The 21764-nt window shown below is 45.1% G+C and carries 19 protein-coding genes and 3 tRNA genes; 1 reads left to right on the top strand and 21 read right to left on the bottom strand.

Annotated features, from left to right (window positions below; all coding sequences use genetic code 11):
• Positions 1–62: 62 nt before the first annotated feature.
• The 15 genes from AC6RGY_RS11915 to polA form a co-directional block, all read right to left on the bottom strand.
• Positions 63–1283, bottom strand: a complete 1221-nt coding sequence (locus tag AC6RGY_RS11915; protein WP_499863244.1) for a ClyA family alpha-helical pore-forming toxin — start codon at positions 1281–1283, stop codon at positions 63–65.
• Positions 1280–2461 (bottom strand): HBL/NHE enterotoxin family protein, encoded by a 1182-nt coding sequence (locus AC6RGY_RS11910; RefSeq protein WP_499863243.1) that lies wholly within the window; start codon positions 2459–2461, stop codon positions 1280–1282. The genes AC6RGY_RS11915 and AC6RGY_RS11910 overlap by 4 nt, the downstream gene beginning before the upstream one ends.
• 1276 nt (positions 2462–3737) lie before the next feature.
• Positions 3738–4331, bottom strand: coding sequence for a nitroreductase family protein (locus AC6RGY_RS11905; protein ID WP_499863242.1), 594 nt, complete (start codon positions 4329–4331; stop codon positions 3738–3740).
• Positions 4332–4766: 435 nt separating this feature from the next.
• Positions 4767–4855 (bottom strand) — tRNA-Leu (locus AC6RGY_RS11900).
• Between the two features lie 5 nt (positions 4856–4860).
• Positions 4861–4935 (bottom strand) — tRNA-Gly (locus tag AC6RGY_RS11895).
• Positions 4936–4938: 3 nt separating this feature from the next.
• Positions 4939–5014 (bottom strand) — tRNA-Phe (locus AC6RGY_RS11890).
• Positions 5015–5086: 72 nt separating this feature from the next.
• On the bottom strand, positions 5087–6016 hold the full coding sequence (gene dnaI, locus AC6RGY_RS11885; RefSeq protein ID WP_499863241.1) for a primosomal protein DnaI: 930 nt from the start codon (positions 6014–6016) through the stop codon (positions 5087–5089).
• Positions 6013–7548: a DnaD domain protein gene (locus AC6RGY_RS11880; protein WP_499863240.1), complete on the bottom strand. Its 1536-nt coding sequence runs from the start codon at positions 7546–7548 to the stop codon at positions 6013–6015. The genes dnaI and AC6RGY_RS11880 overlap by 4 nt, the downstream gene beginning before the upstream one ends.
• A gap of 71 nt (positions 7549–7619) precedes the next feature.
• On the bottom strand, positions 7620–8117 hold the full coding sequence (gene nrdR, locus AC6RGY_RS11875; RefSeq protein WP_499863239.1) for a transcriptional regulator NrdR: 498 nt from the start codon (positions 8115–8117) through the stop codon (positions 7620–7622).
• A gap of 66 nt (positions 8118–8183) precedes the next feature.
• Positions 8184–9224 (bottom strand): glyceraldehyde-3-phosphate dehydrogenase, encoded by a 1041-nt coding sequence (locus AC6RGY_RS11870; protein ID WP_499863238.1) that lies wholly within the window; start codon positions 9222–9224, stop codon positions 8184–8186.
• 100 nt (positions 9225–9324) lie between these two features.
• Positions 9325–9963 carry a lytic transglycosylase domain-containing protein gene (locus tag AC6RGY_RS11865; RefSeq protein WP_499863237.1) on the bottom strand — a complete coding sequence of 213 codons (639 nt, stop codon included), beginning with the start codon at positions 9961–9963 and terminating at the stop codon, positions 9325–9327.
• Positions 9912–10535, bottom strand: a complete 624-nt coding sequence (gene coaE / locus AC6RGY_RS11860; protein ID WP_499863236.1) for a dephospho-CoA kinase — start codon at positions 10533–10535, stop codon at positions 9912–9914. The genes AC6RGY_RS11865 and coaE overlap by 52 nt, the downstream gene beginning before the upstream one ends.
• 13 nt (positions 10536–10548) lie before the next feature.
• Positions 10549–11214, bottom strand: coding sequence for a sporulation membrane protein YtaF (ytaF, locus tag AC6RGY_RS11855; protein WP_499863235.1), 666 nt, complete (start codon positions 11212–11214; stop codon positions 10549–10551).
• Between the two features lie 91 nt (positions 11215–11305).
• On the bottom strand, positions 11306–12130 hold the full coding sequence (gene mutM / locus AC6RGY_RS11850; protein WP_499863234.1) for a DNA-formamidopyrimidine glycosylase: 825 nt from the start codon (positions 12128–12130) through the stop codon (positions 11306–11308).
• A 41-nt stretch (positions 12131–12171) separates the two neighbouring features.
• A complete protein-coding gene (gene polA, locus AC6RGY_RS11845; protein WP_499863233.1) occupies positions 12172–14820 on the bottom strand; it encodes a DNA polymerase I in 2649 nt (882 codons plus the stop codon).
• A gap of 288 nt (positions 14821–15108) precedes the next feature.
• Between polA and AC6RGY_RS11840 the strand changes: the two genes are divergently transcribed.
• Positions 15109–15585 (top strand): acyl-CoA thioesterase, encoded by a 477-nt coding sequence (locus tag AC6RGY_RS11840; protein ID WP_499863232.1) that lies wholly within the window; start codon positions 15109–15111, stop codon positions 15583–15585.
• 30 nt (positions 15586–15615) lie between these two features.
• Here the strand turns inward: AC6RGY_RS11840 and AC6RGY_RS11835 are convergent, their stop codons facing one another.
• The 6 genes from AC6RGY_RS11835 to AC6RGY_RS11810 all read right to left on the bottom strand — a co-directional run bounded on the left by AC6RGY_RS11835 (position 15616) and on the right by AC6RGY_RS11810 (position 21730).
• Positions 15616–17118: an SBBP repeat-containing protein gene (locus AC6RGY_RS11835; RefSeq protein ID WP_499863231.1), complete on the bottom strand. Its 1503-nt coding sequence runs from the start codon at positions 17116–17118 to the stop codon at positions 15616–15618.
• A 268-nt stretch (positions 17119–17386) separates the two neighbouring features.
• A complete protein-coding gene (gene phoU / locus AC6RGY_RS11830) occupies positions 17387–18043 on the bottom strand; it encodes a phosphate signaling complex protein PhoU (RefSeq protein ID WP_499863230.1) in 657 nt (218 codons plus the stop codon).
• Positions 18044–18060: 17 nt separating this feature from the next.
• On the bottom strand, positions 18061–18819 hold the full coding sequence (gene pstB, locus AC6RGY_RS11825; protein WP_499863229.1) for a phosphate ABC transporter ATP-binding protein PstB: 759 nt from the start codon (positions 18817–18819) through the stop codon (positions 18061–18063).
• A gap of 15 nt (positions 18820–18834) precedes the next feature.
• On the bottom strand, positions 18835–19737 hold the full coding sequence (gene pstA, locus AC6RGY_RS11820) for a phosphate ABC transporter permease PstA (RefSeq protein WP_499863395.1): 903 nt from the start codon (positions 19735–19737) through the stop codon (positions 18835–18837).
• Between the two features lie 14 nt (positions 19738–19751).
• A complete protein-coding gene (pstC, locus tag AC6RGY_RS11815) occupies positions 19752–20684 on the bottom strand; it encodes a phosphate ABC transporter permease subunit PstC (protein WP_499863228.1) in 933 nt (310 codons plus the stop codon).
• 92 nt (positions 20685–20776) lie between these two features.
• Positions 20777–21730, bottom strand: a complete 954-nt coding sequence (locus AC6RGY_RS11810) for a PstS family phosphate ABC transporter substrate-binding protein (protein WP_499863227.1) — start codon at positions 21728–21730, stop codon at positions 20777–20779.
• Between the last annotated feature and the right edge of the window lie 34 nt (positions 21731–21764).

Below are 21764 nucleotides of genomic sequence, written 5' to 3'. Positions count from 1 at the left end.
CATCGTGTGACCCCCCTCACCTTATTTGGTATAAGGGAGGGGGGGGTCATTCTCTGTAAATTCTACTTGATTTCTTCTGTGGTATAGTTTAAATCTTGGTAAAGCGTTTCGGCATACAGCTTAATATCACTCCAGTCATCTCTAGCTGTGTTGAGCTGTGGAATAACAAAGATCCCTAAATCCCCACTTGTATCCTCTACCGTGTTGATTAATGTACTGTATTTACTCCCCAGCGTATTCCACTGATCAGAGATATTCTGCAAAGAATTAATCGCAACATCAATCGTCTCAGCAAAATATTGCACCTGATCATTTAACGTCTCTAGAACAACAACTTCTGTTTCTAATTGGGATAGTTGAGTGGTTGTATCTTTCAACGCTTGTTGTTTACCTTTCAAATCCTCCGAAGCAAGAATAATCGCAGCCGTCGATCCACCCACAATAGCTACCCCTGTTACCATCAGGCCACCTCCTAAGTAAGGAGCCGTAGGGAATAAGATGACCCCTCCTACAAATGCGGCCACACCAACCACTTCTCCAACTGCTCCACCAGCAATAATCCCAATATCGGTGTTAATCGCTTTGTTGTAAGCGTTTATCTGACTCTTCAACTGTGGAATGAGGGCATCATTACCCGCTAACATGGAGTTAATCGTATCCGCGTCTGAGCGGAAGGATTGCACATCATGTATCAAAGCGTGTTTGAATGTGGTTAAATCCTCAATGAGTGCATCAACTTCAGCCTTATTTTCTACGATTTCTTCGTGAAGAAGACCCAAGCCAGTATTCAGTGTGTCCTTGTCGTTGTTTTCTGCTAAAGTGACAAGCGTATCGTGATAGTTTTGAAACTTCGTATTGTATCCGATAATGTCTTCGTTGACCTGTATCAGAGAAGGCTTCAACGTGTCAATCCAATACGAAGCATTCGTACGCGCAGTTGTTTGGTGAGTGGTTAAAGAGGTCGATAAATCACTGATTTCTAACGACTCGATATTTTGAAAGAAAATATCTTTCTGCTTCAGAATGGTTAATGCGTAGGCATCCAACACGAGTGCATTGGAAGCTGTATCTTCCATGGCTAGTTTCAGTCCTTCTGGACCGAGGTAATCTTCTGACACAGAATTTGTCCCAAGCATGACGGGCATTTTCGTTTTGATGGATTGATTCGCATGAATCGAATCTACTGATTTTGCTGCCAGAACGTCTGTAGGTAGCGTGGCATTTACTGAAAGGGCGAGAGCGAGTGTGGCAGAACTGACGAGTACCTTTTTATTTGTTTTCATATTTCTTCCTCCTCATGATCGATATCTTCAGTTACGACGGGAGCACCTTGTAGCTTATTCGCCATTTCGGATACTTCTTGCCATGAAACTTGTGCGCGAGAAAGCTGAGACTGTACAAATGCACTATCCACATGAACATCGTTTTCGATTCGATCAGTTAGCTCTGCAAAGCCGTTCCCCAAATCAACCCAACCACGTTCGATATCTTCAAGTGCTGTAATCGTTTCATCGATACTTTCTACAAATTGATCCACTTGCGATTTGACCATCGTCAAGGTTGCTACTTCCGCTTCTGTCTCCGATAAATCGCTTGCTACACGAACCAGTTCTGCTTGTTTTTCAATCAAATCGTCGGAAGCATATCCCACCACGACAACTCCGCCTACCGTCATATTGACACCTGCGATAATTGTCGCCACTGCCCCCGCTTTAGAAGTTCCTTCTGGTATAGCAACGACTGCAAACGAACCGGCTGTGATTAATCCGATGCCCGCAATTGATGTAACCGTACCCGTTACGATGAGTTTGACATCTGTTTCGATACCTTCGTTAATCGAATCTAAAAGTGCTTCTAGCTCGGCAATTTTCCCTTCTTCCCCTTCAAGTAGGGCTTTTGCTTGAGCAGCGTCGTTTACAAAGTGACTGTAGTCTGATTGCAAAGACTCTTTGAAGTACGTTAGGTTCTCAATGATGTTCTCTACGGAGTCTTTTCGACTAGCAATATCTTGCTCAAGAATGTTTAGTCCAAACTGCAGGTTCTCTTTAGATGCTTCATCTGTTTGTACATCGTCCGCTAACGAATACAATGAACTGTAGTAGTTTTGAAACTTATTATCAAAACCTATAACATCTTGGTTGGCTTCAATCACAAGCGGATGGATCGTATCCAGCCAGTAAACCGCATTACTCTTTGCTTGTTCAATATGAGAGGATAGTGTAGGAATTTGTTCCAGTTCGACCGTAGGCTGTTTTAATAAGCCCAGTGCATACGATTGCATCATGATGGATTGAGCATTCAAATGGCTTAAGTGAGAGGATAGATTAGCGTATTCAAGAGATGAATAAGTCCCACTCTCTTCTTCGGTTCTTCCTTGATCAGCAGCAAATACATCCAGAGGATGCAAACTGTTTATTGCCAATAATGAGGCAAAAGTTCCTATTGCGATCCTTCTCTTCATTTCTGTGTCCACTCCTCTTCCCAGTTTCTACTTTTCTTCTTCTATTCATGACTTTCATGACTTGCCATATTCTAACTGGCCATGTCATTAAAATCATAACCAGATTATAAATAGCGATAGTTTTATGGGTCAATGAGTTTTTTTATTAATTTGAGTAAAATATAAGGGCTCATTCTCCAATCCTTGTCACATCAAGAGATGAAGGATTCCTACATTTTGCGCCGACTAATTCTATCAGATACCTAGAGATATTCATAAATAGTATAGTATTATATATAAGAATTTGATTTCTTCTCATCGAGACAGATCCCTATTTATCTACTAATTCCATTAAATATGAATTAATTATTTTATATTTGATGTATTTACAATATTACCTAGCGCATTAAGCGATCGTAAAAAACTCCACCCTCACACAAGTCATTCGCTTATTCCATTTCCACTATCTATTAATATACTAAATATATAAGAAAGGAGGGAGAATAAGACATGTATACTCGTAAGGCTCTTCCCCTTTTACCCACTAAAAAAGCGACACGGGGTAGGACGAGGTCTGTCAGCCAAAGCAGGGCACTAGCGTTTAATATCACAAAAGTAAATCAACTCTCTTCACAAGTTACGATAAACGATACCGTTCGAGGGCTAAACTTTGCTTTAACAGAGGATAGCCCTTCATTAGAGATATACAACAATGTAACCGCATTTCCAATCCTATCAGGTACCCTATCCGTGGAGAGATTATCCTCCTCCTCCACTGTACCTCTCACCATCGTGATAACACTGATAAACGGTGGAACAAGAAGTTTCGCACTACCACCCGTCGACAATCAAAATGTGGGTATCGTAAGATCCTTCCGCAATATTAAAAGCATCACGGCAATCGGAACCTTCTCCGGGGGAGAGGAACCCATCGTTGGCTTATATTCGCTTTCCCTTAGTATCAAGGTTCCTCGTTCACTATTGTAAATCAAGGCATAAAGATGGCTTCTTCCATTGCGGATCAAATTCTTTACTGCGTTAATGTTTTTAGCCTTCTGTATAGACACAGCGACTGTTATGGACACGACGTTTGGATTTTCTTTATGATTTGACCCCCTTTCGAATAAGGCTGTAAGTGGTGTTAGTTAGGCAAACTTCTCATAAAAAGGTTACCCCCTACCTATCGGATACCAATGAAGTTAGATTTCCCCTTTTGTTCATTTCATTCCAACTAAACAGAGGCAAAAACCACCTCAGGTCGTGGTGGTTTTTGCCTCTGTTACACTATCAATAATCCCTATAACCCTACATAAGCCACATCATCATTTACCCATACCGTCTTTTCTTTTAACGGTCTACGCTTCCCTTCTTTCGGCATCATATCTGGATACCCGAGATAGATAAAGCCCAGCATCTCGTCGGCTTCTCTTAATCCAAACAACGCTTTCATCTTTGGATGATAGGTCGGTTTTCCTGTACGCCAAATCGCTCCCAAGCCCTGATCATGCGCTGCTAATAATAGATTCTGGATGCTCGCACTCACGGTAGCCATGTCCTCCAGCCAAATCGATTTGGGATGCTCTGGCGGAGTGAGGGCCACTGCGATAATAACCGGAGCTCGAAAAGGCTTCTTACTTACCTTCTCCAACTTCTCTTGACCTTCTGCACTCGTGGGATCATCCAATTTTTCTTTGGCGATCTCAGCGAGGGTTCGCCCTAAAGGACGGCGTCCTTCTCCTGTAAGAACAAAAAATTTCCAAGGTTCGGTATAGTAGTGGTTCGGTGCCCACCGTGCCGCATCCAACAACTCTAAAATAACCTCCTTGGGTACAGGGTCCGGTTTCACTTTGCCAATGGTTCGTCTGGTTTTAATCGCTTCTAAGGTATGCATTTTTCTCTTCCTCTCATATGTAAAGTAGTTATATTTGTCACCTAAAAAGTTTTCTATGAAAAGCCTCTATGTGATGCAACTCATTTCCACTGATGAGAAATCGGCCGTTGAAGATAGGGATGAAAACTCATCCTTAGAGTGATTGGGAGATGGGCCAGCGGTTTCCCCTTGAGAGACTCTGGTATAATTGAATTGAAAATGATTCTCATTCACAATCCTACCCACTTTCCGTTCATCTGTCAAGCCTCAATCCCATTCTCTCCACTCATAAGAAGGAAACCGCATCCTTCCTAGCTATAAGAATCGTGCCTCTCTCCTAAAAGGAAGTTTCTCTACCGAAAATGTCCCTTCCTCTAAAGCCACTCGTCACTTCCACAGTTTTTTAAACACATCAAAAAACCTTCCTTGATCTCTTTGATCAAAGAAGGTTGCGCTTGGTACCGAGGGTCGGACTCGAACCGACACGGTGGGAACCCACCCCGGGATTTTAAGTCCCGTGCGTCTGCCTATTCCGCCACCCCGGCAAACATGGAGCGGAAGACGGGAGTCGAACCCGCGACCCTCGCCTTGGCAAGGCGATGCTCTACCGCTGAGCCACTTCCGCTTATGGTGGTTCGAGACGGAATCGAACCGCCGACACGAGGATTTTCAGTCCTCTGCTCTACCGACTGAGCTATCGAACCACTTTTATTTGCTGACAAAAAATATTGTACCACGATCCTATACCCTGTGCAAGCATTTTATCTAAAATAATTTTATTTTTTTCCACGCCGATTGGGTCCCTCTACCAAAACGGGGCTCACATAATGAGAAATACGTTCCATAATCCGTAGCGCTTTGGTACGTTCTACGCCACCTTTATTGGAATACGCCAAGTGATCCGTCAGCTCTTCCGGAGCCATATTGGAAGTGTAAACGACGGGTAAGCCTTCTGCCACACGGTATTGCAAGATCGCTCCCAACACTTCGTCCCGAATCCATGGTGTGAGTGTTTCTGCCCCAATATCATCTAAAATCAAAACCGTTGCTTTCTTCAATGCATCCAGTTTTTCACTTAGGGAACCATCATGAATAGCATCACGGATCTCTCGCATAAAGTCGGGTACATACACCATCAGCGAATCAACGTCATGACGCGTTAAATCTTGTGCAATTGCGCCGGCAATCCGACTTTTCCCCACACCAAAGTCACCGTAGAGATAAAGCCCTTTCGGCGGAATTTCATCGGCAAATTGATCGCAGAAATGAATCGCTGCTTGCACCGCTGCAATCCTCGCTGGATTGGCGGTAATCGTTTCAAACGTAGCCTCCAAGATATCCTTAGGAATATAGTGGCTCTGGATTAACTTCTCTTTTTGTTGTCGTCGTTGATGGGCTTTCCACTTGGCACATGGACGCATACGCACTTCAAGATATTGGGCTTGATATACCAAATCTGGCTGGTGCCCTTGCATCAAGTTTGGGCACTTCTCCAAGCCCGGGCATTGCATGCAATTTTCCTGCTCTTTTACATATTGACGAAGGTGCAAGAGAGATCGAGCGTAGACCTCGCGAGTAAGCTGAGGATGATGACCTCGGAATTCCTGCAGAAGCGGATGCTGGAGCAGGGACTGAAGATGCTCACTCGCTCTTTTTTTCCCGATATGCACCTCTTTGTTCCCCAAGGTTTCCCCTACTCGTTTCATTTACTTTGCCTCTTTTCTCGCATTCGTTGATCCAACCTGCTACGCATACGCGTTAGTTGCTCCATAATCTCTGCCTGTGCTTGCGGATCTGCCTCCCACTCTTCTTTCGCTGGGGATGGCTTCTCTCCGCTCTTCGTTTTAGCGACTGCAGCAGGTAGCTTGTCCGTCTTAACAGGAGTCGATCGCCTTCCTTTAGCAGACGGTTTCTTACTTTGCTGTGTCTGCCGTTCCTCCAATGCTAACTCAACCGCTTCGGTCACTGTTTGCACACGTTGGCGCTTCCAGTGTCCCGCAATTTTTTCTACCAAGGGTCGTGGCAATTTATTGTTATGCGTCTGCAGGACGTAATCAAGTAAAACATTGATTACCCCATGTGGCAAACGATAATCTTTCATCAAACACTCAACCAACTCTAAATCTGCATTAGGGATACGTGTTCCTTGATGGTAGTAGGATAGAAACTCCAAAGGCGAGATCGATTCCAATTGGCGAAAATGCTTCTCTTCCTCTGTCTCTTCCTTCTGTTCTTCTTTTCTCTTTGATTCCTCTGCCACGGTAGGAGTTTCAATCTCTACTTTAGCAGACGATTCATGTGTATCATATGAATCAGTCTGCATCCACTCGCCTGATCGCCGTGCTTGGAGCTGAAATTCACTACGCACAAAGAATCGCAAGCGTTCAATGTGAATTTGACCATCACCGGTCACCTCAGGATTTTGCAAAGCACGCAATAAATCCCCATCACTTAACTTATACAAAAGTTGGATTTGACTTAATTGCTCTTTAACCGATTCATTCCATCCATCTGTGTTAAGTAACGGACGCATTCGTGTGTAGATCAATTCCCAATCCGGTCCTTCCGTCTCGGATGAGTTCTTCACCTGCATGCCCTCTACCGACTTGCTTGCTTGTGACACAGGCGAAAGGAAGGAATCCGCTTGTGATAATGATGGAGCTTGTGGTGATTTCACTTGGAGTGCCGGCGCTTCCAGGTCAAAAGCCACGCTCATCTCTGAAGGAGAGAGGGTTCCAAAGACTTCTTGGAAGGATTTGGTAATATCCATCCATGTATCCTCTTCCTCCTCTCCTTCTTTAGAAGGAAGCATCGCTTCACGCAATTGAAGATAACGTTCTTTTCCTAATCGATGATAGAGGGTGACATTTAATACATCACTAGCAAAAAAGTCCGCAGGGGAAAGGGGCGCAATCCACTCATACTCAAAACAACGCTTCTCCTGGTAATAAGTATGACGGGTACTGATGAGGCCCACTCCTTCCAGTTGAAAGCGTGCTTGAAGCATCTGTGTAAATGTGAGTGACGTTAAATTCATGAGATAGCGATGAGGGTACCAATCCGTTTTTCCTGCACCATGCAAAGAGGATTGATACGCCAATGTCAAGAATAAACCAGCGGCTGTTGCTCCAATCATGGGTTGGTACAGATGCAAAAGCCCATTGATGTCATGGAAGTGAAGCGGACGATCTGTCCGCACGCGGAAAAGATCCAGCGGTGAACACTCTTTCCAATTCATCGCATTCCCCCTGCCTTTCTACAAAACTGTCTTCCCATACTATCACAAAATGACCTTCCTTGCTGTCACCCTTACGAGGGGTCCTCTTCTTCCTTCGTAAGGGAATTGGGATCACGTGATCGATCCAATAAATCTTCCAATTCTTGTACAAAAACATTGATATCACGAAACTGCCGGTAAACAGAAGCAAAGCGCACATAAGCAACTTCATCCACGTGAATCAAGTGTTCCATCACTCGCTCACCAATTTCACGTGAAGGGACTTCCGCTTCTCCTTGTTCACGGAGAGATTTCTCGATATCATCCACCATTTCTTCTAATTCCCCGACGGGAACGGGTCTCTTCTCACAAGCTCGAATCAAACCATGGAGAAGCTTCTCCCGTGCAAACTCTTCACGTCGTCCATCTTTTTTCACAACAATGAGTGGCTTCATCTCCACCATCTCAAAAGTGGTAAAGCGGCGTTCACATGAATCACATTCACGTCGCCTGCGAATCGAACGGCCTTCATGCACGGGCCGTGAGTCCAATACTTTGCTACCTGTAAAATGACAAAAAGGGCACCGCATTCGTTTTCCCTCCCGAATCCGACTACCCTTTAAGTCTCTCCAATTTCATAGATGGTTGTCAAGGTCTTATGCCTTGCTCGTTGTCCCTTCTTCAATCTTCTTATCAATTGATTTGCCGACAAGATGTACGAGGTCAACCACACGGCAAGAGTAACCCCACTCATTGTCATACCATGCAAGCACTTTCACTTGTTTTTTCCCCGTCACCATCGTCGATAGTCCATCCACAATGGCAGAATGATCATTCCCATTAAAGTCACTAGAAACCAACGGATCTTCTGTATATTGAAGAACTCCAGTCATTGATGTATCTGCCGCTTGCTTCAAAGCCCGGTTAACCTCTTCTGCCGTAACCTCTTGATTCAAGTCAACGACCAAGTCGACGATGGAAACGTTGGGTGTCGGAACACGTAAGGCAATCCCATTCATACGGCCTTCTAACTCTGGCAATACCTGACTAATTGCACGAGCGGCACCTGTCTTAGTCGGAATGATGGATTGTCCACAGGCACGTGCCCGCCGAAGATCTTTATGCGGATTGTCCAAGTTCTTTTGATCATTGGTATACGCATGAACCGTTGTCATCAACCCGTGTTCAATCCCAAAAGTGTCATGCAGGACCTTGGCTACGGGTGCGAGGCAGTTCGTGGTACAAGAAGCATTGGAAACAACGTGGTGATCTTGTGGGTTGTAATCTTTCTCGTTCACACCGATGACGATGGTTGCATCTTCCTGTTTCCCCGGAGCCGTAATCACTACTTTCTTCGCTCCCGCTTGCAGGTGACGACCTGCTCCTTCACGATCACGAAATTTCCCGGTCGCCTCTACTACGACGTCAATATCGAGGTCATTCCAAGGCAACCGAGCAGGGTCCCGGTCAGAAACTAATTGTACGAACTTCCCATTTATTAATAAACCTTCTTCAACCGCTTGAATCTCATCTGTTAGTGCCCCATGAAGCGTGTCATACTTCAAAAGATGAGCCAGGGTTTCTGCTGGGTAACTTGCGTTGACGGCTACAATATCTATATTCTGATCATGCATGGCTTTACGAAAGACCATGCGTCCAATACGTCCAAATCCATTAATAGCGATGCGTGTAGTCATAATAAAAAAACCCCTTCCCTCAAATATCACACAATAATTCCTCCTATTATTATAATCAGTATGACACATATTGCAATGCAAAATAAAGGAAAACCCGCGTCTATTCTTGCTGATCGCGGGAAATTGGGTCCATATTTACCTCTCCGTATACGGTTTGATAGCGTTCGTAATAAAACATAACTTTTTGTACATAGTTCCTTGTTTCACCAAAAGGGATCTGGTCAATATTCTCTTTTGTTCCATCCCAAGTACCTTCTCCCATCCATTTCTTCACATTTCCTGGTCCTGCATTATAGGCGGCAATCATCGCTAATTGGTTCCCATGAAACTCCTGTTCCAGCCAAGACAAATACCACGTTCCCATATGAATATTAATAGCTGGGTCATTGACCGATTGGCTAAATGATGGAGAGAATTCAGCATCATCTACAATATGCGTCACCGTATCGGGCATCAATTGCATGAGACCCTGTGCTCCTTTATGTGACTCATTCTCTGGTCGAAAACGACTCTCCACACGAATAACGGCCATTACGAGGTAGGGGTCAATCCCATGGGCATCTGCACTATAGGATATCTCCTCTTCATACGCCAGTGGATACATCCATTTATTATAATAGGGTGTCAACAAGACAATCAGAGTAAGACCGACTAGCACGACGATCAGAATTGTCCGGACTGAGGAAATCATGCTCCGCCGAGAGTTGGACCGCTTTTGATCTGTTCGAGTTGTTTCCATAGTTGATCCACCTGACTTTCTGTTTCCGTTAACTCACCGGAATTATCGATACAATAATCGGCTAACTCTTTTTTCTCCTCAATGGGCCGTTGCGCCTTTATCATCTTTATCGCCTCAGCTTGTCCCATTTGATCGCGCGCCATAAGGCGCTCCAGCTGTAGCTCTTCTGGAACGTAAACCACGATCACCTTTTCCACCATGTACGTCAATTCTGACTCGTAGAGAAGAGGGATATCCAGAACGATGATGGCTTCCGGGTCTGCTTCGGCGTACTGTTTCATTCGTCTCTTCATTTCTTGTCGAATCAGTGGATGCAAGATTTCATTCAACGCCAAACGCAGTGTTTTATCCTGAAAGACGATGGCACGTAGTTGTCTGCGATCCAACGCACCGTCAGCAGTAATCACTTCTTCACCAAAGCGGTCTCTTACTTTTTGTATCCCAACGGTACCTGGCTCAACCACATCTCGCGCCACTTGGTCCGCATCAATGAGGATCGCCCCTCTCTCCTTTAGCCAATCAGCAACGGTACTTTTCCCCGTTGCGATTCCCCCCGTCAAACCAATAATCATGGACCACCCTCCTTTATACGCTAGTTAAGCCTTTTACTATGCCAATCAGGATAAGGATCAATCCTGGAACATATTTCATAAAGCGTAGCTTGCCCCGGTGTTGCAAGTGAAAACCCACTTCCATACCCACACGTAGAAAAAGAGCACACATGATAGCAATCATAATAGCAACCGGCCAAGATGGGTACCCCAGCAGTGCTACTCCTATTCCCGCTCCAAAAGCATCTAGAGATAAGGCCATTCCTAAGAGGAGAGCTTCTGGAGAAGAAATTGTCCCCGATTGATCCCGATCCGCTGTCATCGGTTTTTTTAGAATTTGGATCATTAAACCTAACGCGCGCAATTCAAGGGAGAAAATCTCTCTTTCCTTCGAAAGCGTTACCATATGACTCGGATCTTCTGCTTTCCGTGATTGTTTCCATCCTTGTACGAGACTCCATGCACCGAGTAGAATCAATATCGATGCTCCCCAATACCTACTACTGTCGACAGAAAACCAATACTCCAACCATTGTCCGGCCGCCATCGATAGGGCCATCATGAGACCTGAGCAACCGGCAATAATCACAATGGATGTAAGTGGAAGCCGCATACCTCTCATTCCATAGGTTAAACCGACACCAAAGCTATCCATACTGATAGCAAAAGAAATAAAAAGCAACGGTAGCAGGGTCCACACCTTCCATCCTCTCCCTCCGACCGATATCCTAACCTATCTTATGGAAAAGGGCGGAAAGGTGTGCTGAACCGCAATGAACCTCGAACACTCTTTACCCCTGACACTGGGGACAATAATGCGTTCCTCGTCCTGCTACTACTGTGCGCCTGATGGGGGTTCCACATTGGAGACACGGTTCCTCCTTGCGGCCATAAACTTGAATCTGCAATTGGAACATCCCCATCTCCCCATTTCCATTCACGTAGGAACGAACAGAAGAGCCTCCAACAGCAATCGCTTTTTCCAGCGTCGCCTCAATACTATGAAAGAGCTTCTCCTTTTCTAACGGTGTAAGGGAGGGGGCGGTTCGCGCCGGATCAATCTTCGCTAAATGCAAAGCTTCGTCCACATAGATATTCCCCAGGCCCGCAATGAAGGACTGGTTAAGGAGCAGTGCTTTTATGGACGTTTTTCGTCTGCTCATCCCTTCTGAAAAACGTTGTAAATTAAAATCAGGGGTGAGCGGTTCCGGACCTAATTTATTGAGCGGAGCCACTTCCTCTTCTTCTCCTCGACGAAAAATATGCATCGTCCCAAATTGACGTACATCCAAATAGCGTAATTCCGTGCCATCAGTAAAAGTGAAACGAACATGGGTGTGTTTGGCAACCGGTTCTGTCTTTTCTTCCACACGGTACTTGCCTTCCATACGCAAATGAGAAACCAGCACCCAATCGTCAAAATGAATCAGGAGAAACTTCCCTTTCCGCCCCAGTCCACGAATCGTGGTGCCGAGCAAACAAAGGCGAAAAGCTTCCGGTTCTTGTGGTTCCTGAATAATCCGTGGCAGCGTTATCACCACATCTTCAATCGTTTTTCCGATGATCAATTCACTTAATGTACGTTTTACCGTTTCCACTTCTGGTAATTCTGGCATTTTCTATCTCCTACTCCTTTACGTCTATCGCAACCTCTTCCTTACTTCGCTTCATACCAAGAAGCACCACTACTCACATCCACCTTGAGCGGGACAGAAAGCTGAATCGCACTTTCCATCACTTCCGTCACCAAGGCGGTCAATTCTTCCCGTTCCTCCGGTGGCACTTCGAAGACCAGTTCATCATGAACTTGTAGCAACATACGGCTTTTTAATCCTTGTTCCTGTAGCTTGCGATCCATGCTTACCATCGCCTTTTTGATGATATCGGCATTGGAGCCCTGAATCGGTGTATTCATGGCTGTACGTTCAGCAAAGCTACGGCGGTTAAAATTAGACGAATGAATATCCGGCAAAAAGCGGCGACGATGAAAGAGCGTTGTCACATAGCCTTCTTTTTTCGCTTGCTCGATCACTCCATCTAGGTAGGCTTTCACATCTGGGTAACTCTCAAAATATTTTTCGATGATCGCGCCTGCTTCCTTGCGCGTAATGTTCAGGTTTTGTGATAGACCATAATCACTTATCCCGTAGACGATCCCGAAATTCACTGCTTTCGCTTGACTCCGCAAAAGAGGGGTTACTTCATCATCATCGACACCAAAGATGTCCATTGCCGTTTGCGTATGAATATCCCGGCCCTGAGTAAAAGCTTCGATCAAATTCTTGTCTCCCGAAATATCAGCCAGAATACGCAATTCGATTTGTGAATAGTCCGCCGCCAACATGAACCACTCCGGTTCCGTGGGTACAAATACGCGGCGAAGCTTGCGACCTTCTTCTAAACGTATGGGGATGTTTTGTAAGTTGGGATGTGTACTACTTAGTCGTCCCGTGGCCGTAATCGCCTGATTAAACTGGGTGTGAATCTTTTCTGTCTCGGGTTCAATAACCTTTAACAATCCATCCACATAGGTGGAAATCAGCTTGCCCACTTGCCGATAATGCAAGATATACTCTACCACTTCATGCTGTGGTGCCAGTTTTTCTAGTACATCCGCACTGGTGGAATACCCCGTCTTCGTCTTTTTCATGACGGGAAGGCCCAACTTATCAAATAAGATCTCACCCAACTGCTTGGGAGAGTTGATGTTAAACTCTGTACCAGCCAACTCATAAATGGTACGGGTCAGCTCTTCTAAGCGCGTTCGCAACTCATCGCCTAACGCATGGAGCTGCTCCACGTCAATCTTCACTCCATCTCTCTCCATGCGTCCCAATACATCCGCTAACGGCATTTCTATCCCATAGAAAAGCTCATCCAACTGATCGTTTTTAAGCTCTTTCTCCAAAATGGGTTGCAAACGGATAAGGGATTGCGTCTTCCTTGCGAGATGTTCGGCTAAGGCTTCCCCAGTTAAGGCTTTCCGCTTAGCCCCTTTACCATAAACGGTTTCATCATCAGGAAGACCTCCACCTAAATACTGACTCACAATCCCACTCAAAGAAGGCCCTGATTCGGATGGATCTAATAGATAAGCCGCCAATAAGATATCGAAGGTAAGTCCGATCGTGTCAATGCCTTCTCTTGCCAATGCTACTTGGGTTCTTTTCGCATCATACACCACTTTTGCTTGTTTCTCATTCGCCAGCCAATTTTGACATGCCTCCCATCTGGAGAGTACTTCCGAGGAAACATACATTCCTTTTTCTCCATCCGAGATAAAGAGACCCACCACCTCGCCGTGATGATAATGTTCATCGGTTAATTCGACAAAGAGAGCAAGCTTCTCTTGTTGTAACCATTCTTCCCATGTGGCATTTGGCTCGGTTATGATTTCATACGAAACCTCATCCAAGCTTTCTTCCTTCTCATCAGCTTGTCCAGTGCCTGGTTCTAGCCTCTCCAACAGCTTTTTGAACTCTAATTTTTGAAATAGCTCACGTAGGGAATCGTGATTGGGTTCATCACACCGCAAATCGTCTTGCGTCAAATCGAGTGGCACTTCTCGATAGATCGTTGCTAGTTCTTTACTCAAACGGGCTTGTTCTTGATACTCTTCCACCTTTTCCTTCAGTTTCTTTCCTGGAAGGTCATCAATATGAGTCAATACATTTTCCACTGTCTCGAACTGATGCAACAATTTAAGTGCCGTCTTTTCACCCACTCCAGGAATCCCCGGGATATTATCGGAAGAATCCCCCATCAATCCTTTCAAATCACGGATCTGATCTGGCTTTAGACCATACTGTTCTTCGATTTTGGCGGGATCATAACGGATCGCATCCGTCACTCCTTTTTTGGTCATCAGAAGGGTGACTTTATCATTGACTAACTGCAACAAGTCCTTATCTCCTGTCACAATCAACGTTTCATCCGCTTCTTGCCCCATCGTGCGAGCCAGTGTACCGATAATATCATCTGCTTCATATTGTTTTTTCTCATAATGATGAATGCCAAATGCATCTAATACTTCTCTCATTAGAGGTAATTGTTCCGACAACTCCCCCGGCGTTTTCTGACGGGTCCCTTTATATTCCTTGTACTGTTTATGACGAAAGGTTTCTTTACCCGCATCAAAAGCCACAAACAGATGGGTTGGTTTCTCTTCCTCCATCAGCTTCATTAACATCATCGTAAAACCGTACACTGCGTTGGTAAACAGCCCCGACTTATTCGACAATAATGGGAGTGCATAAAAGGCACGAAAGGCAATGCTGTTGCCATCGACTAAGATCAACTTCTTCATTTTATACGGCTTAAAATCAGCCTAAACCTCCTTGGAGAACCCGTTTTGAACCAAAACAAACGGCCTACTATTCTGCCTCTATTGTACCATGCAGGCTTATCGTGCTTCCAGGACAAAGACACATGCGAACACGGAATCACGAATGAGCGTAAATACCCACACGTACTAATTACGTCGTTCATACCCTTGATGACTGCCTACATATATTCATCTATACCTACTATGATAAAATAAACAGGATGAAAGAAGAAAATCATTTACTTAACACAAAGGTGAGGAGGACTTTCCTTGAAACCAGTCACATGTGAGCAATCTCGTACCATTCAATCCAAAATTGTCTTGCCTCCAGACACCAACTACCTAGGCAATGTTTTTGGTGGCAAAGTTCTTGCCTTTATTGATGAAGTGGCCGCGATCGCCGCTATGCGCCATTGTGGCAAAACCGTCGTCACCGCATCCATCGATTCCGTCGATTTCCTCTCTCCGGTCCGCGAAGGAGATATTATAACCCTCGAAGCGTTTGTTTCCTGGACAGGACGAACATCCATGGAAGTCTATTGCAAAGTACTCCATGAGGATATTTCCACAGGCAATCGAGAGGTGACCACGACCTCCTTTTTAACCATGGTTGCTATTGATGAAAATGGAAAATCCACTCCTGTCCCGCCTGTTCTTCCGACCACACCAGAAGAAGAGAAGCTTCATCAAACGGCTCCCCTTCGTCAACAAGAACGAAAAAAGCGTAAGAAGAATTCTTTCTCTTAAAAAGCAGCAAAGCTGGAACCATCAAGCAACCTATCCCCCAATCTCCCCTCCCTCTCCTCGTGGCCCTCGCGCTCCTCTGGGCCCACGGGGACCGCGAGGGCCTGTAGGACCCGTGGCACCCGTTGGGCCCCTTGCATCTGTAGGCGAAAATCGGGTAACCGCAACAGAAGAATCAAAAAAATTCTCTTTGGGTGGAGGACTCTCCTGAAAGACACCGTCTGTTGTAGGGAAATTGGCAGACTGAACAATACCGGTTACGTAGACGTTGTCACTGCGATCAACAAAGAGGCTCGTTCCCAGATCATTTTCTGTTCCTCCTAAGAAAGTAGAATACATGATGCCTCTACCACTAGAACTTAATTGCGTAACAAAAAAACTCATATTCCCTAACATTCCTACTTTCCCTATATGCGCCTGATACGCATCCGAAGTAAGAGGAAAGTTAGGGGAGAGTGTAAACCCAATCACCCACACATTACGAAAAGAATCAAGCCCCACCGCACTCCCTCCACCTGACACACTGCCCCCTAATAAAGTGGAGAATTTCAGATTGCTTCCCGCCTCATTTAATTTTGAGACAAAGGTAATCCCACTTTCCGCAGTGTTGAACGTCTGAAAGGCAACCTCCGTAATCGGAAAATCTCCCGAAAACGTACTTCCAGTCACATAGGCATTGCCGAAGGAATCGACCGTAATTCCACAGCCACCATCACCACCGCTTCCCCCTAGAAATGTCGAATAGACAAGGGCAGAGCCCGTTGCATTTAACTTGGTAATAAAGGCACTTGTTAATCCTTGCGTAATCGTCTGAAAAGCACCTGACGTGACCGGATAGTTTGGAGAATCCGTAAATCCGGTAACATACACGTTATTGGACTCATCAATAGCAATATCCTCGCCAAAGTCTTCTTCAGAGCCTCCAATATAGGTAGAATACAGAAGCGAACTCCCGGTGACACTTAATTTCGTCACAAATACATCTTCACTTCCATTCAAAGTTGTCTGAAAAGCACCTGTCGTGACAGGAAAATCAGCTGATTCCGTTGCTCCAGACACATAGGCACTTCCTACCGCATCCACTGCAATACTCGCACTTGGCTCAAAGCTACTCCCCCCTAAGTAGGTGGAATAGATAAGTGAAGTTCCTGTCTGATTTAGCTTAGAGACAAAAGCATCAGAGGGTCCACGTAGCCTAGTCTGAAATGCACCCGCCGTCACTGGAAAATTAGGAGAAATGGTCGTCCCCGAGACGAATACATTATTAGAGACATCTAGTGCAATTCCAAAGGCCCGCTCTTCTCGGTTGCCACCCAAAAAAGTAGAGAACACAAGAGAGGTTCCCGTACTATTCAACTTTGTAATAAATACATCCGTTCCCCTGCCAAAAATCGACTGAAATGCACCTGTCGTCAGCGGAAAATCACTTGAACTTGTCCCGCCCGTCACATACGCATTCCCGTCTGAATCGGCCGTGATAGCCAGCCCAACATCTGATGCCCTTCCCGCAAGGTAAGTAGAATATAGAATATTCACTAAACATCTCCCCTTCTCTCCCGCTAGTTTATGCCCCAAGGATAGAGAAGATTCATGATTCACATGATTCTTATATCGAACACGCATACACGATCAAACTAGATTCAGCTCGTGCTGCCACTTCGAAATAAGAGCAAATGGACTCCCTCTGATGGGAAAGAAGTTGGCGTCTAAGACCATTCAGATATAGGAAACCATAGAAAAAAGGCATGACATCGTCTATACCCTGTTGAGGATCAACGATCGACATGCCTTTTTCTTCTTATCTTTAATTTAGATCGACACGCTTGCCTGTTTCAATATAGACGATGCTCTCAGCGATATTCGTCGCGTGGTCAGCAATCCGTTCCAAGTAACGGCTCACGAAGCAGAGCTGGAGCGCCACTTCGGTATATTGCTGTTGCTCAATCATGTGCTGAAGTAGCTCTTTCACCACTCGTTCATAAATTTGATCCACTTCGTCATCCGTCTTGGCTAGTTCACGCGCTAGCTCTACATTTCCATCAATGAAGCTATTGATGCCATCATGCACCATTTTTTGCGTGATTCTCGCCATCTCAGGGATATCAACTAGCTCTTTAAATAGCTTCTGGTCACCACTAACCAACTTAATCGTGATCTGTGCAATATTGCCGGCCAAATCAGCCATGCGTTCCATATCGGATGCGATCTTCATCGCCGCTATCACCTTGCGTAAATCGGTGGCGACAGGTTGTCTGGTGGCGATGAGCAAGGATACCATGTCATCAATATCATTTTCCATATCGTCAATGACATAATCCTTGTCTAAAACCTCTTGTGCCAAATTCGCGTCAAGATGAACCAACGACCGAACCGCCTTATCAATAGCGATCTCTAGCTTTTCACCCATTGCTAAAAGGGCTTGCTTCAATTCTTGTAGGGATTGATCAAACTGCCTCATCATCCCATTCACTCCTTCCATTACCCAAACCGTCCCGTAATATAATCCTCCGTTTTTTGGTCATCAGGATTAGAAAATAGTTGCTGGGTTTCATTGTATTCAATCAGGTCTCCATTTAGAAAGAACGCAGTCTTATCTGAGATGCGGGCTGCTTGTTGCATGTTGTGCGTAACAATCACAATCGTATAATCGCTTTTCAGCTCTTGCAGCAATTCTTCAATCTTCGCTGTCGAGATCGGGTCCAACGCCGATGTAGGCTCATCCATCAGGATAATTTCCGGTTCCACCGCTAATGCACGGGCAATACAAAGCCGTTGCTGCTGTCCACCAGAAAGCCCCGTCGCACGATCTTTTAAGCGATCACTCACCTCATCCCACAAAGCCGCCTGCTTTAAGCTCTTCTCCACGATTTCATCCAGTTTTTTACGATCGCGAATGCCATGAATGCGCGGGCCATAAGCGACATTATCGTAGATGCTCTTGGGAAAGGGATTGGGGGATTGAAACACCATGCCCACTTGCTTTCGTAGAGATTCTACGTCCACTTGTTTATCATATATATTTTCGCCATGAATCGTGATATCCCCTTTAATACGGACACCCTCAATCATATCATTCATACGGTTTAGCGTACGTAAAAAAGTTGACTTTCCACAGCCCGATGGGCCGATTAGCGCAGAAATGGAATAAGGTTCGATATCCATCGAAATTTGATTGAGCGCTTGTTTCTCTCCATAGAATAAATCAAGATTGTTCACTGAAATTGCTACATCTGCCATCACCAGAGCCCTCCCCTATTTTTGCTGGAATTTATTACGTAGAAAAATAGCTAATGCATTCATAGTTAATAAGACACCTAATAAGACAATGATACCGGCCGCCGCCAAGTATTGGAATTCTTCTTTCGGCATACCGACCCAACTATAAATCTGGATGGGGAGTACAGTAAAGGAATCCATCACACTACCTGGTGTAAAAGCAACATAAGTTGCTGCACCGATCATAATGAGCGGAGCTGTCTCTCCAATCGCACGCGAAAGCGCCAGAATCGTCCCGGTCAAAATTCCTGGCATAGCGTAAGGAAGAACCACCTTTTGAATGGTTTGCCAGCGTGTCGCTCCCATTGCAAAGGAGGCATGACGTAAAGCGGAGGGTACACTAATAATCGCTTCACGAGAAGCTACGATCACAATCGGCAACACGAGCAATGACATCGTAAATGCTCCTGCCAAGATGCTTGGACCAAGACCCAACTGCCGCACAAACAAGGTGAGACCTAATATCCCGAACACAATCGACGGAACCCCTGCCAGATTACTAATATTTAATTGAATCAAACGGCTAAACCAATTCTTTTTCGCATATTCTTCTAGATAAATCGCAGTTGCCACCCCAAAGATAAATGTAAGAGGCGCAGTCAAACTTATTACCCAAATCGAGCCCCATAAGGCTGCTTTAATCCCTGCCCTATCAGGAAGACGAGAGGCAAAGTTTTCAAAGAAGTGAGGAGTAATCCATCCCCACCCATCACGAAAGACATCGAATAACAAGATCACAAGCACAACGATGCCAAATAGTGTCGCTAATAAAAACAGCCCATGGGCTAAGCGGTTTTTCATGCGACGTAGCGCAATCCGCTTTCGTTCTGCATTGGCCGAATGATTCCCTTGTGAAGATACATTTTGATTTTCGCTGATCGATTCTCCCCGCATCAATATTCCTCCTTATAGCGACGAGCAATAAACTGCGCCAACATGTTCATTAAGAAAGTAAATAGGAATAAAGTCATTCCCACAGCATAAATGGATAGATAAGGAGTACTACCATACGTATTATCCCCTGTTGCAGCCTGCACCATATAGCCTGTCATCGTCTGAATCGATTCAGTCATATTTAAGGTTAGGTTAGGGGTCGATCCGGCGGCAATGGTTACAATCATTGTCTCTCCAATGGCTCGCGATATACCGAGTACAAACGAAGCCACAATACCCGATAAGGCTGCTGGCACAACCACTTTTATCGCTACTTCCAACTTCGTCGCGCCTAGCGCATAGGCTGCTTCTCTCATTCCTCGAGGGACAGAGCGCATCGCGTCTTCCGATAAAGAAGCAATCATGGGGATAATCATGATTCCCACTACAAGGCTGGCACTTAACGCGTTAAAGACTCCCATGTCCGGAAAAAAGCTTCGCAAGATCGGCGTAACAAAAGTTAAGGCAAAAAAACCGTAAACAATGGTAGGAATCCCAGCGAGTACTTCTAAAATTGGCTTTATCACACGACGCAAACGTTCTGGAGCATATTCACTTAGGAAAATGGCACTACCCATTCCAATAGGAATGGCTACGAAGGATGCTCCTACTGTAATCAATAGCGTACCCGCAACAAGCGACTTCACACCAAATTGTTGTTGCTCTCCACTAAAGAGTGCCGTCCACTGATCGGCCGTCACGAATTCAATGAAAGAGACCTCCTTAAAAAAGGCCATCGTCTCAAATAACAAAGTAAGAACGATACCGATGGTCGTAAAAACAGAAACAAGTGCCATCAATAATAGCACTTTTGGAATGAGTGCTTCCACTCGATTCTTCCTAGTTTTGGGTGTCCGGAACCGATTCCCGCTAGTTTGTGCCGTTCGATCCATCTTTTTCTCTCCTTTCATAAACACGGCAAACGTGCGACACTCACAGGGTGCTTCCCAGTGAACGCCACACGCTCCGCCTCGTTACTTATCCCTTACTTAATCATGTTCAGGCCTTCCTCGTACTTCTCTGCTGGTAATTTGATGTAACCCACAGAGGGGATCAATTCTGTACCATCAGTGAGGTAGTACTCAATAAACGCCTTTACTTCTTCTTTTTCAAGAGATTGCTTACTTGGATAGATAAAGACCGGACGAGCAAGCGGGTAGGTTTCATCGTTAATGGTTTCGTCTGTTGGCTCTACAGCGTCACCTTCACCTTTAATCTTGACCGCTTTTAGCTTTTCTTGGTTTTCCACGTAGTAAGCATAACCGAAGTATCCCAAGCTGTATTTATCTTCAGATACACCTAACACCAACTGGTTATCATCTTCACTTTGTGTATAATCCGTACGGCTTTTACCTTCTTCTCCCACAACTGCATCTGTGAAGTAATCGAAGGTTCCAGAGGAGGTTCCTGGACCGTATAATTTAATGGGCTCATCTGGGAAGTCGGAACGAACGTCGCTCCAGTTTTTCACCTTGCTATCTGGTTCCCAAATCTTTTGCAACTCTTCAATCGTCAACTCTTCGACGAAGTCATTATCTTTATGAACAACCACCGTGATCCCATCGAACGCTACGGGGATTTCAAGTGGCTCAATACCATTAGCAGATGCTTCTTCTTTTTCTTCTGGTTTAATTGTACGTGAAGCATCGTTAATATCTGTTTCACCTTTTACCCATTTCTCAAATCCACCGCCGGTTCCAGATGTTGATACATTTACTTGAACCTCAGGGTGTTGGGCCATAAACTCTTCTGCTACTGCTTGTGTAATGGGGTAAACGGTGCTGGAACCATCCACCATAATTTTTCCAGACAAGCTTTCAGATGCTTCACCGTTCTCGCCACTGCTTCCGTTCTCTCCCTCATTGTTCGCATTACAACCAATAATCATTCCGAAAGAGAGAGCAATGACTCCTATCAGAAGTATGGTGCGTTTTAACATAACCATGTTTCCCCCTTGGGTGAATATGAGATAA

The sequence above is a fragment of the Mechercharimyces mesophilus genome, assembly GCF_059818345.1.
Note: the sequence above shows the minus strand (reverse complement) of the source record. Positions and strands in the feature narration are given on the sequence as shown.